Origin of the sequence: Pseudomonas sp. DC3200b2, assembly GCF_049895785.1 — a bacterium.
Classification (GTDB): Bacteria; Pseudomonadota; Gammaproteobacteria; order Pseudomonadales; family Pseudomonadaceae; genus Aquipseudomonas; species Aquipseudomonas massiliensis.
On record NZ_JAFCTA010000002.1, the window covers coordinates 187036 to 202106 of the forward strand.

Here is a 15071-nt window from a genome sequence, read left to right on the forward strand (position 1 = left end):
GAGGTTCCTTTGGCAGGCAAGGCGGGCTGGACGCGGCAAACCAGCGGACGTTCGCTGACTTTCCCACCGGGCCACTCTAACATGGGGGCGGACCGGTCACTCCAGGCAGCCATGATCAAGGACAGCATTTCCACCAAACTGGTGCTCGAAGCCCTGCAAGCGGTACCCTCGGATGCTGCCAGGGAGGCGTTGGCGGCCGCCGGGATCAGCGCCTTTTCCCACGGCCGCCCGGGCGCGCCGGACGACCGGGTAGGCGTTGCTCACTATGGCCGGCTATGGCAGGCCGTGGCCGCGCTTACGGACGACGAGTTCTTTGGCATGGGCGAGCGCCCCTTGCGCGTCGGCAGCCTGGCCTTTGCCTGGCGCGCGGCCACCGCACAGGCCACCGTCGGGGCTGGTATCGGCCTTGCGCTGGATTTTCTCCGCCTGATGCTGGGGAACTTCGATGCGCGACCAGACCACGCCTTCGACCTCGCGGCGATCACCCTGGCTCCCGTGGCCCCACCAACTCGTCCGTTCACCTGCTTTACGTTCTGGATGATCGTCTACGGCCTGGCCTGCTGGCTGGCCGGGCGCCGCCTGCCCATACTGGCCGTGGAACTGCGCAGCGCCGCGCCCGCGGACCAGGCCGACTACGAACGCTTCTTCGGCGCCCATCTGCGCTTTGGGCAGGCCCATGACCGGCTGATCCTCCCTGGCGGCTGCCTTGGCCTGCCAGTGCGGCGCACCGCCCGCGATCTGGAGGCGTTCATAGGCCGACTGCCTGGGAACCTGCTGGTAAAATATCGAGACCCTGCCGGCCTGGCGCACCAACTGCGCGAGCAATTGCAGGCGGCTCCAGCGGTGGCCTGGCCGGAAGCCAGCAGCCTGGCTCGGGACCATGGCATGTCCGAAGCGACCTTCAGACGCAAGCTGGCCGCTGAAGGCCAAAGCGTCCAGAGAGTCAAGGCCAGTGTGCGCAAGGAGCGGGCGGTACGGTGGCTGGCCGAGGATCGGCTGAGCCTGGCGCAGATCGCCGAAGCCCTCGGGTTCGCTGACGAAAGTTCGTTCTATCGAGCGTTCCGCCAATGGTTCGGGTGCAACCCTGGGCATTACCGCAATCTGATCATGGGCCCTGGCGAAAACGCGCATCGAGATTGAGCGCCACGGCCATTGTGCGCGGTTGAGGCTGGCTTGAGGATGGGACATGGTCATCAGGCATAGGAGGCCCCATGGACCCCGTGAACAAGCATTTCATCGTCACCGGCGCGGCGTCCGGGCTGGGGGCGGCAACGGCACGCGCCCTGGTAGGCGCAGGTGCCAGGGTCACGCTCCTGGACCTGAACCAGGCGGGCGTTGCCACTGTCGCCGAGCAACTTGGCATGACCTCGGTAGCGGCCGACATCACCGACGCGGCCCAGGCGCAGCGGGCGGTGGATACGGCGGTCGCCCAGGCCGGCAGCCTTCACGGGCTGGTCAACTGCGCGGGCGTGGTGCTGGGTGAACGCATTCTTGGCCGGGACGGCCCTCATGACCTTGAGCGCTTCGCCCGGGTTATCCAGGTGAACCTGTTGGGCAGTTTCAACATGTTGCGTCTGGCCGCGGCGGCCATGGCCCGGAATGATCCGGATACGAACGGCGGGCGAGGGGTCATCGTCAATACCGCGTCAGTGGCGGCGTTCGACGGTCAGATCGGCCAGGCGGCCTACGCTGCTTCGAAAGGCGCTGTTGCCAGTCTTACCTTGCCAGCGGCGCGGGAGCTGGCACGCCACGGCATTCGCGTGATGACCATCGCTCCAGGGTTGTTCGAAACGCCGATGATGGCGGGCATGAGCGAGGAGGTGCGCGCTTCACTGGCAGCGTCGGTTCCTTTCCCGGCACGCTTGGGGACACCGGCCGAGTACGCGGCCCTGGCCTTGCATATCATCGCCAACGACATGCTCAACGGTGAAGTGATCCGCCTTGATGGCGCCTTGCGCATGGCGGCGCGCTGAAGGAGACAGAAGATGAATGATCCTGTTTGCATCGTTAGCATTGCCCGTACGCCCATGGGCGGGCTTCAGGGCAGCCTCGGTGGCGTGCACGCGACCCAGCTGGGCGCCGCCGCCATCGCCGCGGCGATTGAGCGCGCTGCCCTTGGCGCCCAGGACATAGATCACGTGCTCATGGGCTGTGTGCTGCCAGCCGGACTTGGCCAGGCGCCGGCTCGCCAGGCTGCTCTGGCCGCGGGTCTCGACAGGCATACACCGGCCACCACCCTGAACAAGATGTGTGGCTCGGGCATGCAGGCGGTGATCCTTGGCCATGACCAGCTCATGGCCGGCAGCTTGAAAGCCGTGGTGGCAGGTGGCATGGAAAGCATGTCCAACGCGCCCTATCTGCTGCCCAAGGCCAGGGGGGGTTATCGCATGGGCCACGGCCAGGTGCTGGACCACATGTTTCTCGATGGCCTGGAGGATGCCTATGAGCCAGGCCGGTTGATGGGTACCTACGCCGAAGACTGCGCCACCCGTGAGGGCATCGATCGTCACGCGCAGGATGTCTACGCCTTGGCGTCTCTGGAGCGAGCACGCGAAGCCATGGCCAGTGGCCGCTTCCAGGGAGAGATCGTGCCGGTTCAGGCGCCGGAGGGGAAGACGTTGCGTTGGGTGAGCGAGGATGAGCAACCACCGAAGGCAAGGCCCGAAAAAATCAGAACGCTCAAGCCCGCGTTTCGTCCGGACGGTACGGTGACGGCGGCCAACGCCAGTTCCATCTCCGATGGGGCCGCCGCGCTGGTGCTGATGCGCCAGAGCGAGGCCTTGGCCAGGGGGCTGCGGCCCCTGGCGGCGATCCATGGGCATGCGGCTTTCGCCGATGAGCCGGGCTTGTTCCCCGTGGCGCCGGTGGGCGCGATCCAGAAGCTGATGAGTAGAACGGGCTGGGCATTGGCCGACGTGGACCTGTTCGAGATCAACGAAGCTTTCGCGGTGGTCGCCCTGGTGTGCATGGGCAAGCTGGGTATCGCCCATGACAGGCTTAATGTGAACGGCGGCGCCTGCGCCCTTGGCCATCCGATCGGCGCGTCGGGCGCGCGCATCCTGGTAACCTTGGTCTCGGCGCTTCGCCAGCGCGGCCTGAGGCGAGGCGTGGCCGCTATCTGCATCGGTGGCGGCGAAGCCACGGCCGTGGCCCTGGAATGTCTGGATTAACCTCTCACTCAAGGAATGCTTCATGGTCACCTATGAAACCCTGATCGTAGAGCGGCGTGGCCGGGTAGGTCTGCTGACCCTCAACCGGCCCCAGGCCCTCAATGCATTGAACGCGCAGGTCGTTGCCGAGCTCAACGATGCGCTCGACATTCTGGAGCGCGACGCGGATATCGGCTGCATCGTGATCACCGGCTCGGAAAAGGCCTTCGCCGCCGGGGCTGACATCAAGGAAATGGCGAGCTTGCAATACCCTGCCATTTACATGGATGACCTGTTCCGCGAGGCCGATCGGATCGCGGCGCGGCGCAAACCCTTGATCGCCGCCGTTGCCGGCTATGCGTTGGGTGGTGGCTGCGAACTGGCCATGATGTGTGACTTCATCCTGGCCGCGGACACAGCGCGCTTCGGCCAGCCGGAGATCAACCTGGGAGTGCTGCCGGGCATGGGCGGCACCCAGCGCCTGGCGCGCGCCGTGGGCAAGGCCAAGGCCATGGAGCTCTGCCTGACCGGTCGCCTGATGGATGCTCAGGAAGCAGAGCGCGCCGGGCTGGTGGCGCGCATCGTGCCGGCCGCGGAACTGCTCGACGAGACGCTGAAGGTCGCCGCGGTGATCGCTGAAAAGTCGTTACCCATGAGCATGATGGTCAAGGAAAGCGTAGCCAGGGCGTTCGAGGGTAGCCTGGCTGAAGGCGTCCGTTTCGAGCGCCGGCTGTTCCATGCCGCCTTCGCGACCACGGACCAGAAGGAAGGCATGCAGGCTTTCGTCGAGAAGCGAAAGCCTGGCTTCAGTCACCGCTAGGATCAGTCGGTACGCAGGCGCAAGGGTTCATTCAGGCAGTAGCCGAAACCGCGGACGGTCTGTAGGGCATAGGGCGAGCCCAGCTCGCTCAGCTTGCGTCGCAGGTTGCAGATGTGTCGCTCGATCAACGGGCCGCGGGAAGGCTCGCCACTGGCCCAGAGGTGCTCCTCGATCGCTTTGCGGCTGAGGGGGCCATGCTGTTGCGCGAGCAGCGCCAATAGCTTCTGTTCGGTAACCGTGACGCTCTGCTGGGCAGTGCCATTGCCTAACAGCAATCTGTTGCTGGATAACCACAAGCCCTGGCCTGGAGGGCTGGCAGGCACAGCATGCTCGCGGGTCAGCGCTTGCATGCGAGCCCGCATTTCTTCCGGGCTCAAGGGCCTCGGCAGGCATAGGTCCGCCCCCGCTTGCAACACCCGCGCCCGGGTGCTGGAATCGCTTTGCCCGAGCAGCACCAGCAGGCGGGCCCGGCCACGGTGGCCCATGGCCTTGCTCAGCAGTTCCGGGCGCGCCTGTGGTAGATCCAGTACGATGAACCCATACCGGCCGTGCAGGTGCCGGTCGGCATGTTCCGGTGCGGTGCTGACGATCCCGCCGGCCTGGTCGGCAAATACTTGCATCAGGCTGGGGTCGGGATGTTCGGTAATGTAGAGAAGGTTCATGTGGCAACCAATGCGTGTGTGGGGCGGCAGTCCAGCACCATGCTGGCGCCGCCGAGGGCGCTGTCGGTAACCTCGAGGCTGAAACCATGAAGGTTCACCACCGCGCCGACAATGGAAAGCCCGAGCCCGAAACCGCCCTGGGCCGAGTCATCGCTACGGTAGAAGCGCTGGAAGATCGCCTGACGTTCCTGCTCGGGGATGCCGGGACCTGAATCTTCGACACTGATGCGCGTACTGTCTCGATGGCGGATCGCGCGCAGCACCACCTGGCCTCCAGGGGGCGTAAACTTGATCGAATTGCTGAGCAGGTTACCCAGGGCTTCGAACAGCAAGGCGCGGTCGCCGATTATCAGCGGCAACTCGGGCTGGGCCTCCAGGGTCAGCACCAGGTCACCCTCTTCGGCCAACGGCAGATAGAAATCATGGAGTTCATTGAGCAGTTCCAGCGGTGCCAGCTCAACGAAGCCGGAGCGCCGCCTATGATCCTCGATCTCAGAAATGCGCAGCAGGCCCCGGAAACGCGCCATTAGAATGTCGGTATCGGCTATGGCCTGGTCCAGCTGCTGGGCCTGGCTGGAGCCATCTTCGGTCTGCTGCTTGATGCGGTACAGCTGTGCGCGCAGCCGGGTCAGGGGCGTGCGCAGGTCATGGGCAATGTTGTCACATACGCCCTTGACTTCGAACATGAGCTTTTCGATGCGGTCGAGCATGGCATTGACGATGGCTGCCAGCATGTCGAGCTCGTCGCGTCGGTTGGACAATGGCAGGCGACCAGCGAGGTCGCCTGCCATGATGGCTTCGGCGCTGGCCTGGATCTGCCGTATGCGCCGCAACGGCCTTTGCCGAAGCAGGTGCCAACCCGCTGCCCCGGGGAGAATGGTCAGGGAAATGCCCCAGAGCAGCGCGCGTAGGATGATGTGGGTAACGGCGAACACCGAGCCATTATCCCGTACCAGAACCAGCCAGCGTCCGTCCCGGGTCGGCATGGCAACCGCGGCACAGCTGTCCTGAGGCAGCTTCGGGTCGTTGGAATCGATGCAATCCTCAAGCTCGTAGATGTCCCCGTCCAGGGCAAGGCCGCGCGGGATACGGCGCAGCTCTCCGGCCAGATGATAGAGCTCGTCGTCGAACAGACCATAGGCATCGAAGGCACGATCGTCGAACGCCTGGCTGGCGGCCAGGGCATCTTCGAGATCGCGTCCGGCGAAGCGGGCGAACAGGTGCTGGCGCTGCATCAGGGATTGTCTGGCCAGGCTGTTCAGGTAGTCGGAAACCTCGAAGTACAGCACCCCCAGCAGGATGCTGCTCCAGGCCACGAACAGGAAGCTGTAGAGCGCCAGCAGGCGGCTGCTGGAGGAGCGCCAACCCTTAGAGGGGTTCGGCAATGACATAGCCAGACCCCCGCACCGTCTTGATCAACGGCGGTAGGCCGGCCGGGTCGATCTTCTTGCGCAGGCGGCCGATATGGACGTCGATAAGGTTGGTGCCAGGGTCGAAATGATATCCCCATACTTCTTCGAAGATCATCATGCGCGTCAGCACCTGGCCCGCATTGCGCATCAGGAATTCGAGCAGCTTGAATTCGGTCGGCAGCAGGTTCAGTGCCTGACCGCCTCGTTGAGCTTCTCGGGTGATCAGGTCCAGCTGCAGGTCAGCTACCTTCAGGGTATTGTCCTGAGTAGCGGCTCCGGCCTGCTTGCGTCGCAGCAGCACCTCCACCCGCGCAGCCATTTCGTCCGACGCGAAGGGCTTGGTCAGGTAGTCGTCACCGCCGGCGCGCAGGCCGCGTACCCGCTCATCTACATCAGACAGCGCGCTGATCATCAACACAGGCGTGGATACACCGATGGTTCGCATGGTGGTCACGATGGCCAGACCATCGAGCTCGGGCAGCATCCGATCCAGGGTGATGACGTCGTAGGCGCCGCTCACGGCTTTGACCAGTCCTTCGCGACCGTTGTCGACCCAGTCGACTTCAAGGCCATGATTGCTTAGCTCAGCCACGATTTCGCGGGCGGTCACCGCGTCGTCTTCGATGGTCAGTACACGTGTCATGGAAGCTACCTGCAGATTCGAAAGCGGACCGTGGCATTGTGCCAAGTTTGCGGCCATGGCGAGTTGAAGATTATTTCATCTTGCCCGACATTCTGGTCTGCCGCCTGTGATGACGGTACCAGGCTTGTTACCAAATCGTGCTAAAGGCTGCGCCGCGGTGGCCGATGCATAGCAGGCCAATAAACCGTCCATGGGATTGCTTATGACAAGCCTGTCCACCATCGCTTCACACCTGAACATCCAGGGCTACAGCCCGAGCGCATCCAGCACGGCTGCCACGGCATCCACTGCCGATACGCAAGCCAGCGCTACGACGGCAACGTCGAGTCAGCAAGCCCAGGGAGCTGCGCCTGCCGGCGGCGCTGGTACCAGCGATAACGCCAGTAGCAGCGCATCGGATACGGTAACCAGGCTTCAGGAGCAGATTGCCGAACTGCAAAAGCAGCTGGCCAGGGACCAAAAGGCTCTGCAGCAAGCGATGGCCAGCGACGCCAGCGATCAACAGAAAGCCGCGCAGGTCGCCACGGCCCAAGCGCAGGTCGCCGCTACCAACAGCGCCCTGCAGACCGCCACGGCCGCCTTGCTGCAAGCCTTGGTGGAGGAGGGAGGCAGCACGAGTGGAACCAGCGTCAATACCACGGCCTGACTGGGAGCGCCGGCTGCGGCGAGCTGATGCGACTCGGCAGGGATGCCATGTCAGTCCGCTAGCTGGCGATGCTTCTCGGCCTTGTATTGCATGGCCACTGCCGGGGCCTTGGCGCTGCGCCCGGTTTCCACCCAGGTGCGCAGGCGGCTGGCGTCGGCGAAATGGGTGTATTTGCCGAACGCGTCCAGTATCACCATCGCGACCGGGCGTCCGCCCATGTTGGTAACCAGTACCAGACAGTGCCCCGCCTTATCCGTGAAGCCGGTTTTGGTGATCTGGATGTCCCAGTTCTTCTGGTTCAGCAGGTGGTCGGTATTGTGGAAGCCCAAGGTATAGTTGGGCTTCTTGAACGCCACTGTCTTTTCCTTGGTGGTGCTCAGTTCCGAAAGCATCGGATAGCGCCTCGCCGCCACCAAAAGCTTGCTCAGGTCCCGCGCCGTGGACACGTTCTGCTCCGATAGGCCGGTAGGCTCGACGTAGCGGGTGTGCGCCATGCCCAGCGACCTGGCCTTGGCGTTCATGGCGGCAATGAAGGCACCATAGCCGCCCGGATAGTGGTGCGCCAGCGAGGCCGCGGCGCGGTTTTCCGAAGACATCAGGGCGATGAGCAACATGTCATGGCGGTTGAGTGTGCTTCCCAGCTTCACCCGGGAAAAAACGCCTTTCATTTCCCGTGTCTGACTGATGTCGACAGTCAGCTCTTCGCTCATGGACTGCTTCGCGTCCAATACCACCATGGCGGTCATCAGTTTGGTGACCGAAGCGATGGGAACTACCTGATCCGGGTTGTTTTGGTACATGACCTGATTGGTTTGCAGATCTATCAGCAGGGCACTATGCGAGGCCAGGTGCAACTGGGAAGGGTCCCGCTTCGGCGGTGCCTCGGCGGCGGAGACATTCGACGTGACGCAACTACCCGCGAGCAGCAAACACAGGGTCAACACGGAAAAACGGTTTTTCACGAAGAGAGCTCGCAAGAAGGAAGGAAGTCTGGCGTCCTGCCATGGAAAGTGGCCGTCATTGTAAATTTATGGCCAAGTGCCTGTCGATTGCCCGGCAGGCTAAATCTTTCTTCATCCCGCCTGTGGTCGGCTACCGGCGGGGCAGGGGGGCGATACATCTTCCTGTCAGGCGGCGACAGCCCCGGCGAGGCGTCGACTGAAGTCCTCGGCCGCTATGCGCGACAGCAACGGCGGGCTTACCGCCACACCTTCGCTGACTACGTACCAGCACACCAGCAGACCCAGGTCTCTGACGCTTTCCGGTACGGCGCTACCTACTACGCACATGATGCGAAATGAAAGCATGAGTGGAACCTCGCGGACCCAATGCGCTCAATGAGCGAGCCGGCGATGACGCACACCCCGGCGCCTGGACCAGGCACCGGGAATGGCCACATTACCAGCGCGGCGGACCATAATAAGGATGGGGCGCGTAATAGCCAGGCGGTGGCGGTGGCGCTACATAGACCGGCGCCGGCTGGTAGTACACCGGCGGCGGCGGAGCCTGGACGTACACCGGTTGTGGAGCGACGTACACCGGTTGCTGGACCACGACCGGACCGGGGCGGGCGACGACCGCCCCCACGACCGCGGCACCCAGTACCGCGCCAAGCACACCTGGGCCAATGCCGCCGCCATGAGCTGATGCCTGGCCGGCCAGGCTCAGGGCGCCAACCAGGAGGGCGATTTTGGGTAGATGACGAATCATGATGGTTCCTCGTAATACGACGGGGCGCCTGTGACCCGTAATGGGTCCTGGGACTGCCGTACACACTATGACAGCGAAAGAGTTGGAACTGATGGCTCGCAACGGTAAAGGTTATGTAAGTTCACTGTGTGGGCGGCGTTACCATTCACTTACTTGATGGATATACAATGGCGATTTTCCCCAACAAGAATACCCAGCTTTGCATGTCACTCGCCGCGAGGCCTGGCAACTTCGGTACACGTTTCCATAACTATCTCTACCAGGCGCTGGATCTGGATTACTTCTACAAAGCCTTCACCACCACGGACCTGCCCGCTGCCATTGCCGGCATACGTGCGCTGGGCATCAGGGGTTGCGCCGTTTCGATGCCTTTCAAGGAAGCGAGCATTCCGCTGATCGACGAGATGGACGCTTCAGCGGCGGCGATCGAATCCATCAATACTATCGTCAACAATGACGGGGCCTTGAAGGCCTACAACACCGATTACATCGCCATTCGTCAACTCATCGAGCGACATGGGCTGGACCGGGACCTACGGCTCGCCCTTCGAGGTAGTGGGGGCATGGGCAAGGCAGTGGCCTGTGCCTTCCGCGACGCGGGCTTCCGCCACGGTACCCTTATCGCGCGCAATCGGCAGACCGGCCAGCCATTGGCTGAACGTTGCGGTTACCAGTGGCGTGCCGACGATGCCGGCCTGGAGGCGGACCTGCTGGTGAACGTCACGCCCTTGGGCATGGCGGGTGGCCCTGAGGCGGATACCCTGGCATTCAACCAGGTAGCGATCGACCAAGCTCAGTGGGTATTCGATGTCGTGGCGCTTCCTCCTCGCACACCCCTGATCCTTGCAGCCGAGGCAGCCGGCAAGTCATGCATCACCGGACAAGAGGTGGTGGCGCTCCAGGCCCTGGAACAGTTCGCGCTCTATACCGGCGTGCGGCCCACGCCCGAACTTGTAGCCGAAGCGACGGCTTTCGCCGCGGCGGGCTAATCCTCGCTCGGGGCCCCTGCCACGCGGGCGAGTCGCTCCTCCAGCGCAGCGACTCGTGCCTCCAGCATCGCTAGTCGGTCGCCGTCCATGCTATCTGCCCCAACAGTGGCAAAAGCCGGTTCGGCAGCTTGCGCGGGGTCGACCCAGCCGTGGCTATAACGACCTTCACGTTGACCAGGACGGCGCGGCAGCGCCTGCGCATAGCCCCGTCCGACCAGCCGCTCGAGTTGATGATGCACCTGTTCGGCATCGTCGAACGCATAGAGGCGGCTGCTGCGGGTAAAGAGGTCGGCCAGGGTTTGAGCGCCTCTGAGGAACAACAGGCTGAGCAGGGCGACCTGGGCCGGCACCAGCTCCAGCGCCTTGTCCAGGCGATGCTCCCAGCGATCGGCGCGGCTACCCATCACCAGGCGTACCAGCCCCGTCGCTTCGAGGATCCGCAGGCGCTGGCTCAGGTCTGCGGGCGCCAACTGCATCAGCGGCTCGCGGCTGGTTTTCTGGTTGCACGCGAGCACCAGGGCGTTCAATGTCAGTGGATAGCTTTCCGGGCTGGCGGCCTGTTTCTCGACCAGGCACCCCAGAATACGGATGTCTATCGGCGTCAGATCCGGTCGTTGCGGCTCGAGAGGGTCGTCGGTCATGGTCAGGGTTCCTTGTGAAGGGGGCGGGTAGGCTGTCATGTTGACTCTGGATACTGGAACAAGCCCTCTCGGGCGGCTTCGGTTACCGCCACTGTACCCGGATGATTGACCCTTCTATCCACGGAAATGGCGAAGAAGGATTCGGTCACGGCATCGGTTACTCCGAGCAGGCGCACCTGGCCCTGCGCCACCAGATCATCGGCGATGACTCGTGGCGCTACGAACACGCCACTGCCGGCCAGGCCAAAGGCCTGCATCAGGGCACTATCGTCGAATTCTCCAACGATTCGGCAGGCAACCCTGGCGTCTTCCAGCCAGCGCAGCAGCCGTCCGCGGACTACGCTCTGCGGTCCTGGAATGAGCAAGGGCGCGCCGTTCAGGCACATCGGAAATGCGCCGGCGCAGGCCGCGGCCAGCGACTCGGTAGCGAAGAAAGCGATCCCGCACTCGCCGAGCTTGATGGCGCGGCTCTTGATGTCCAATTGGGCGGGGACGGGGCTGTCGGAGATCACCAGGTCCAGACGCTGAATGGCCAGGTCGGCCAGCAAACGCTCCAGTTTGTCTTCCCGGCAATTGAGCCGCAGCGGTGGTGCGTCGAGCTGCATCGTGGGGGCGAGCAGGCGATAGACAATGGACTTAGGCACGACATCGGCCACGCCGACCCGGAAAGGCATGGGTTGCTGACCTGGTTCGGAGCGGATCATCGCTTCCAGGGCCGCGCTCGCCTCGAACATGGGTTCGGCGTAGGCCAATACTCGCCGCCCCGCCTCGGAAAGCTCAAGATGCCGCCCTACCCGTTGAAACAGGCGCATGCCCAGGCCCTGCTCGAGCAGGGCAAGCTGACCGCTTATGGTTGGGGCGGTCAGGTTCAATTGTTCGCAGGCCCGAGCAATGCTGCCGGTACGGGCAACCATCCAGAAGTAATGCAGCTGGCGATAATTGAGCATAGAGAACTATTAGGAAAATCCGAACGAATGAGCTTGGAAATACGAATTTTCTAGAAGTATAAGGCGATCTACACTTAAGGCCATACCTTTTGAATTGGAGCGCCAAGATGGAGTATTTGCTGGAATTGGCCACAAGCCCCGCCGCCTGGGCTGCATTGGCCACGCTGATTGCCATGGAAGTGGTGCTGGGTATCGACAACCTGATTTTCATCTCCATTCTGACCAACAAGCTGCCGGTCGAGCATCAGACCAAGGCACGGCGGTTGGGTATCGGCATGGCGCTGATCCTGCGCCTGGCCTTGTTGAGTACCGTGGCCTTCATCGTCACGCTGACCCAGCCTGTTTTCGAGATTGCCGGTCACGGCTTTTCGTGGAAGGACGTAATCCTCATCGCGGGCGGGCTGTTCCTCTTGTGGAAAGCCACCACCGAGATTCACCACAGCGTGGACCCGGTGGCCCAGGCGGACGACAAGGCCAGTGCCAAGGTGACCATGGGCCTGGCCGCGGCCATAGGCCAGATCCTCCTGCTCGATCTGGTCTTCTCGGTCGACAGCATCATTACAGCCGTAGGCATGACCCAGCACTTGCCGATCATGGTAATTGCCGTGATCGTGGCGGTGTTGGTGATGCTCTTCGCTTCTGAGCCGCTGGCACGCTTCATTAACGCCAACCCGACGGTCGTCATGCTGGCGCTGGGTTTCCTGATCATGATCGGCATGACCCTGATCGCCGAAGGCTTCGGCGCCCATGTGCCCAAAGGCTATATCTACACTGCCATGGCGTTCTCGGCGGCGATCGAATGCCTCAATCTCTGGGCCCGGCGTGCCCGTGGCAAGCGTGCCGTGGAGTAGAAACCCTCTCCACCCTCAATGGGCGTGCGCGGCTTGATGCCGCGTCGGCCCAGGGCGGCGGGCCGTGGGCTGCTTCGCCACCGGGGTCGGCCCATGATGGCGCCGAGCGATCCGCAGCACGCCCCACAGCATGGCGGCGGCCGCCAGGAGCCACGCCAGTATCATCATCACTATCGCCACTGTCAGGCTCATCAGGGTACCTCCTTCTCGCTCAACAAACGCAGGCGTTTGTCATAAGAGCAGTCTAGTGGCCACTATGTTTCCGAGCTGTGACGAGTGGCACCCATGCACCCGCCTCGCTACGGCTTTTTCAGGGGCCCGGTTACCTCGCTGTACCTGAAGATTCTCACCGCCTATCATGCCGACAATTCGGAACCATCTCCCGAGACGTTCGAGAGGAACACCATGGCGTCAGAGATATTTAACCGGTACGGCAGAGCACTCCTGGCGATTGCGCTGGCTACCTCCATGGCGGGCTGCGCGGACCGCGCCGCTCCCAGGATCAGCGGGCTTCCCGACCGCGTGGAATTGACTGCCGTGCCGTTCTATCGAGGCGAGGCCAATGCCGGCGCGCCGACAGCCCTGGCGGCGCTACTGCGTCAGCGAGGAGTAAGTGTGACCCCTGGCATGGTCGCGCCAACCCTGGGCCTTGAGGCGCAAGGCAACGCGCTAGGGGAAAGTATCGCCGAGGCTGCTCGACGCTATGGTTTCGTGGTTTACCCCATGGAGGATCAGTTCCAGGCGCTATTGGCCGAGGTGGCGGGAGGTAACCCGGTACTGGTGCGCTACCGAAGCGGTGGGCGGCTCTGGGGCTCGCCACGCTATGCATTGCTGGTAGGCTACGATCGCTTCAAGAGCCTGGTAGTGCTGCGCTCGGGCGAGCAGCGCCGCGAACCGATGTCGTTCGCCGACTTCATTTCCGCCTGGCGAGAGGATGGCGCCTGGGCAGTGCTGGTACAGCCGCCCGGGCAATTGCCTGCCCGAGTGGATGAGGCTCGTTGGCGGCAGGCCGCGGCCCGGCTGGGGCAGGCGGGACAGGAAGACGCTGCCAGGCAGGCCCTGGCAGCGTTGACCAGGCGCTAGCCCGGCGCAGGCGGTGAAGCCACCTCGGCGATACCGCTGCCCAGCGTCAGACGCCCAGCTTGTCACGCAGGCTGTAGTACCAGGCGCCGAGGGCCGATAGCGGTACCCGCAAGGCATGCCCGCCCGGGAAAGGGTAGTGTGGCAGCGCGGCGAAGGCATCGAAGCGCTCGGCCTGGCCGCGGAGCGCCTCGGCCAGCACCTTGCCGGCCAGGTGTGTGTAGGTGACGCCGTGGCCGCTGCAACCTTGCGAATAATAGATGCTGTCGCCAATACGCCCGACCTGGGGCAGGCGCGACAGCGTCAGCAGGAAGTTGCCGGTCCAGGCGAAGTCGATCTTCACGTTCTTCAGCTGGGGGAAGGCCCTGAGCATCTTCGGCCGGATAATGGCCTCGATATTGGCCGGGTCGCGCGCGCCGTAGACCACGCCGCCACCGAAGATCAAGCGCTTGTCCCTGGTCAAGCGGTAGTAGTCGAGCAGGTAGTTGCAGTCTTCCACGCAATAGTCCTGGGGCAGCAGGCTGTGCGCGAGTTCGTCGTCCAAGGGTTCGGTGGTCACCACCTGGGTTCCGCAAGGCATGGACTTGGCGCTCAATTCAGGGACGAGATTGCCCAGGTAGGCGTTGCCGGCCACGATCACGAACTTGGCTTTGACCTGGCCTTGCGGGGTATGCACCACCGGGTTCGGGCCTCGGTCGATTCGCGTGGCCGGGGTTTGCTCGAAGATGCGTCCGCCGAGGGATTCCACGGCCGCCGCTTCGCCAAGCGCCAGGTTGAGAGGGTGGATATGCCCACCACTCATGTCCAGCATGCCGCCGACGTATTGATCGCAAGCTACCACTTCGCGAATGCGCCGCTGGTCCATCAATTCCAGCTGGGTGTGGCCGTAGCGCTCCCACAAACGCTTCTGCGATTCCAGATGGCCCATCTGCTTGCTGGTGAGCGCGGCGAAGACACCGCCGTCCTTGAGATCGCAGTCAATGTTGTAGCGCGCGACGCGTTCGCGGATGATGCGGCCGCCCTCGAAGGCCATGGCGCCCAGCAGCTCGGCCTGGCGCTTGCCAACGGTGCGCTCGATCACATCGATGTCGCGACTGTAGCTGTTGACGATCTGCCCGCCGTTGCGACCAGAAGCCCCGAAGCCCACCTTGGCGGCTTCGACAACGACCACCCTGAAGCCTTGTTCGAGCAGATGCAGGGCGCTGGACAGGCCGGTGTAGCCAGCCCCCACGACGCATACGTCGGTTTCGAGAGCTTCCTGCAAGACTGGGCGGGCTGGGGCGGCATTGGCCGACGCGGCATAATAGGAAGGTGGGTAAGCGGTGTTCGCCATTTCAGCAACCTTTTGTTTAATATTCTTGACGACGGCGTGAATGCTACCCCAATTTACTCATCACCGCCAGCGGCGACATTCGAGGCCGCTGCGTTGGCGGCGGTACGAGATTTTACCGGGATTTCAGAAGGTTACGGAAATACTGCCTTGACAATAGCGTACGCCTCAGTAGAATGCGCATCCATAGC

At 63.2% G+C, this 15071-nt stretch carries 18 protein-coding genes; 8 read left to right on the plus strand and 10 right to left on the minus strand.

Translation table 11 applies throughout. The annotated features are described in order from the left end of the window. Positions 1 to 111: 111 nt before the first annotated feature. From ACP691_RS06625 to ACP691_RS06640, 4 genes are all read left to right on the plus strand, one after another. Positions 112 to 1140: an AraC family transcriptional regulator gene (locus ACP691_RS06625; RefSeq protein ID WP_426198785.1), complete on the plus strand. Its 1029-nt coding sequence runs from the start codon at positions 112 to 114 to the stop codon at positions 1138 to 1140. A gap of 71 nt (positions 1141 to 1211) precedes the next feature. Beyond that, complete coding sequence (locus ACP691_RS06630) at positions 1212 to 1973, plus strand: SDR family NAD(P)-dependent oxidoreductase (protein WP_426198787.1); 762 nt, start codon at positions 1212 to 1214, stop codon at positions 1971 to 1973. Positions 1974 to 1985: 12 nt separating this feature from the next. Continuing rightward, the gene (locus tag ACP691_RS06635; RefSeq protein ID WP_426198788.1) at positions 1986 to 3170 is read left to right on the plus strand and encodes an acetyl-CoA C-acyltransferase; all 1185 of its coding nucleotides are present in this window, start codon (positions 1986 to 1988) and stop codon (positions 3168 to 3170) included. Positions 3171 to 3192: 22 nt separating this feature from the next. After that, positions 3193 to 3969 (plus strand): enoyl-CoA hydratase, encoded by a 777-nt coding sequence (locus ACP691_RS06640; RefSeq protein ID WP_426198790.1) that lies wholly within the window; start codon positions 3193 to 3195, stop codon positions 3967 to 3969. Between the two features lie 2 nt (positions 3970 to 3971). On the opposite strand, the gene ACP691_RS06645 is transcribed toward ACP691_RS06640, so the two are convergent. Genes ACP691_RS06645 through ACP691_RS06655 form a run of 3 tightly spaced genes read right to left on the minus strand, consistent with a single transcriptional unit; the run spans position 3972 to position 6686 of the window. Continuing rightward, complete coding sequence (locus ACP691_RS06645; RefSeq protein ID WP_426198792.1) at positions 3972 to 4631, minus strand: response regulator transcription factor; 660 nt, start codon at positions 4629 to 4631, stop codon at positions 3972 to 3974. Next, positions 4628 to 6022, minus strand: a complete 1395-nt coding sequence (locus tag ACP691_RS06650; RefSeq protein ID WP_426198794.1) for a sensor histidine kinase — start codon at positions 6020 to 6022, stop codon at positions 4628 to 4630. The genes ACP691_RS06645 and ACP691_RS06650 overlap by 4 nt, the downstream gene beginning before the upstream one ends. Continuing rightward, on the minus strand, positions 6000 to 6686 hold the full coding sequence (locus ACP691_RS06655) for a response regulator transcription factor (RefSeq protein WP_040262824.1): 687 nt from the start codon (positions 6684 to 6686) through the stop codon (positions 6000 to 6002). Before ACP691_RS06655 ends, ACP691_RS06650 begins: the two co-directional genes overlap by 23 nt. A 202-nt stretch (positions 6687 to 6888) precedes the next feature. Between ACP691_RS06655 and ACP691_RS06660 the strand changes: the two genes are divergently transcribed. Next, positions 6889 to 7332 (plus strand): hypothetical protein, encoded by a 444-nt coding sequence (locus tag ACP691_RS06660; protein WP_426198796.1) that lies wholly within the window; start codon positions 6889 to 6891, stop codon positions 7330 to 7332. 50 nt (positions 7333 to 7382) lie between these two features. Here the strand turns inward: ACP691_RS06660 and pbpG are convergent, their stop codons facing one another. From pbpG to ACP691_RS06675, 3 genes are all read right to left on the minus strand, one after another. After that, positions 7383 to 8294, minus strand: a complete 912-nt coding sequence (gene pbpG / locus ACP691_RS06665) for a D-alanyl-D-alanine endopeptidase (protein WP_426198798.1) — start codon at positions 8292 to 8294, stop codon at positions 7383 to 7385. Between the two features lie 165 nt (positions 8295 to 8459). Continuing rightward, the gene (locus ACP691_RS06670; protein WP_426198800.1) at positions 8460 to 8639 is read right to left on the minus strand and encodes a hypothetical protein; all 180 of its coding nucleotides are present in this window, start codon (positions 8637 to 8639) and stop codon (positions 8460 to 8462) included. 91 nt (positions 8640 to 8730) lie between these two features. Further along, positions 8731 to 9042 carry a hypothetical protein gene (locus ACP691_RS06675; RefSeq protein ID WP_426198801.1) on the minus strand — a complete coding sequence of 104 codons (312 nt, stop codon included), beginning with the start codon at positions 9040 to 9042 and terminating at the stop codon, positions 8731 to 8733. 167 nt (positions 9043 to 9209) lie between these two features. On the opposite strand from ACP691_RS06675, the gene ACP691_RS06680 reads away from it, so the two are divergent. Further along, on the plus strand, positions 9210 to 10031 hold the full coding sequence (locus ACP691_RS06680) for a shikimate 5-dehydrogenase (protein ID WP_426198803.1): 822 nt from the start codon (positions 9210 to 9212) through the stop codon (positions 10029 to 10031). On the opposite strand, the gene ACP691_RS06685 is transcribed toward ACP691_RS06680, so the two are convergent. Next, positions 10028 to 10672: a YceH family protein gene (locus ACP691_RS06685; protein WP_426198805.1), complete on the minus strand. Its 645-nt coding sequence runs from the start codon at positions 10670 to 10672 to the stop codon at positions 10028 to 10030. The genes ACP691_RS06680 and ACP691_RS06685 overlap by 4 nt on opposite strands. A 35-nt stretch (positions 10673 to 10707) precedes the next feature. Next, positions 10708 to 11619: a transcriptional activator NhaR gene (gene nhaR / locus ACP691_RS06690; protein WP_426198806.1), complete on the minus strand. Its 912-nt coding sequence runs from the start codon at positions 11617 to 11619 to the stop codon at positions 10708 to 10710. 107 nt (positions 11620 to 11726) lie between these two features. On the opposite strand from nhaR, the gene ACP691_RS06695 reads away from it, so the two are divergent. Then, a complete protein-coding gene (locus ACP691_RS06695; protein ID WP_426198808.1) occupies positions 11727 to 12470 on the plus strand; it encodes a TerC family protein in 744 nt (247 codons plus the stop codon). Positions 12471 to 12485: 15 nt separating this feature from the next. On the opposite strand, the gene ACP691_RS06700 is transcribed toward ACP691_RS06695, so the two are convergent. Next, the gene (locus ACP691_RS06700) at positions 12486 to 12662 is read right to left on the minus strand and encodes a hypothetical protein (protein ID WP_426198810.1); all 177 of its coding nucleotides are present in this window, start codon (positions 12660 to 12662) and stop codon (positions 12486 to 12488) included. 213 nt (positions 12663 to 12875) lie between these two features. On the opposite strand from ACP691_RS06700, the gene ACP691_RS06705 reads away from it, so the two are divergent. Next, the gene (locus ACP691_RS06705) at positions 12876 to 13553 is read left to right on the plus strand and encodes a peptidase C39 family protein (protein ID WP_426199623.1); all 678 of its coding nucleotides are present in this window, start codon (positions 12876 to 12878) and stop codon (positions 13551 to 13553) included. 46 nt (positions 13554 to 13599) lie between these two features. Here ACP691_RS06705 and ACP691_RS06710 read toward each other — a convergent pair whose 3' ends face one another. Continuing rightward, positions 13600 to 14883, minus strand: a complete 1284-nt coding sequence (locus ACP691_RS06710) for an NAD(P)/FAD-dependent oxidoreductase (RefSeq protein ID WP_426198812.1) — start codon at positions 14881 to 14883, stop codon at positions 13600 to 13602. Positions 14884 to 15071: the final 188 nt, after the last annotated feature.

Bases quoted from the DNA above. Each gene is read 5' to 3' on its own strand.
- ACP691_RS06625 (WP_426198785.1), top strand. From the start codon at position 112: ATGATCAAGGACAGCATTTCCACCAAACTGGTGCTCGAAGCCCTGCAA.
- ACP691_RS06630 (WP_426198787.1), top strand. From the start codon at position 1,212: ATGGACCCCGTGAACAAGCATTTCATCGTCACCGGCGCGGCGTCCGGG.
- ACP691_RS06635 (WP_426198788.1), top strand. From the start codon at position 1,986: ATGAATGATCCTGTTTGCATCGTTAGCATTGCCCGTACGCCCATGGGC.
- ACP691_RS06640 (WP_426198790.1), top strand. From the start codon at position 3,193: ATGGTCACCTATGAAACCCTGATCGTAGAGCGGCGTGGCCGGGTAGGT.
- ACP691_RS06645 (WP_426198792.1), bottom strand. From the start codon at position 4,631: ATGAACCTTCTCTACATTACCGAACATCCCGACCCCAGCCTGATGCAA.
- ACP691_RS06650 (WP_426198794.1), bottom strand. From the start codon at position 6,022: ATGTCATTGCCGAACCCCTCTAAGGGTTGGCGCTCCTCCAGCAGCCGC.
- ACP691_RS06655 (WP_040262824.1), bottom strand. From the start codon at position 6,686: ATGACACGTGTACTGACCATCGAAGACGACGCGGTGACCGCCCGCGAA.
- ACP691_RS06660 (WP_426198796.1), top strand. From the start codon at position 6,889: ATGACAAGCCTGTCCACCATCGCTTCACACCTGAACATCCAGGGCTAC.
- ACP691_RS06670 (WP_426198800.1), bottom strand. From the start codon at position 8,639: ATGCTTTCATTTCGCATCATGTGCGTAGTAGGTAGCGCCGTACCGGAA.
- ACP691_RS06675 (WP_426198801.1), bottom strand. From the start codon at position 9,042: ATGATTCGTCATCTACCCAAAATCGCCCTCCTGGTTGGCGCCCTGAGC.
- ACP691_RS06680 (WP_426198803.1), top strand. From the start codon at position 9,210: ATGGCGATTTTCCCCAACAAGAATACCCAGCTTTGCATGTCACTCGCC.
- ACP691_RS06685 (WP_426198805.1), bottom strand. From the start codon at position 10,672: ATGACCGACGACCCTCTCGAGCCGCAACGACCGGATCTGACGCCGATA.
- nhaR (WP_426198806.1), bottom strand. From the start codon at position 11,619: ATGCTCAATTATCGCCAGCTGCATTACTTCTGGATGGTTGCCCGTACC.
- ACP691_RS06695 (WP_426198808.1), top strand. From the start codon at position 11,727: ATGGAGTATTTGCTGGAATTGGCCACAAGCCCCGCCGCCTGGGCTGCA.
- ACP691_RS06700 (WP_426198810.1), bottom strand. From the start codon at position 12,662: ATGAGCCTGACAGTGGCGATAGTGATGATGATACTGGCGTGGCTCCTG.
- ACP691_RS06705 (WP_426199623.1), top strand. From the start codon at position 12,876: ATGGCGTCAGAGATATTTAACCGGTACGGCAGAGCACTCCTGGCGATT.
- ACP691_RS06710 (WP_426198812.1), bottom strand. From the start codon at position 14,883: ATGGCGAACACCGCTTACCCACCTTCCTATTATGCCGCGTCGGCCAAT.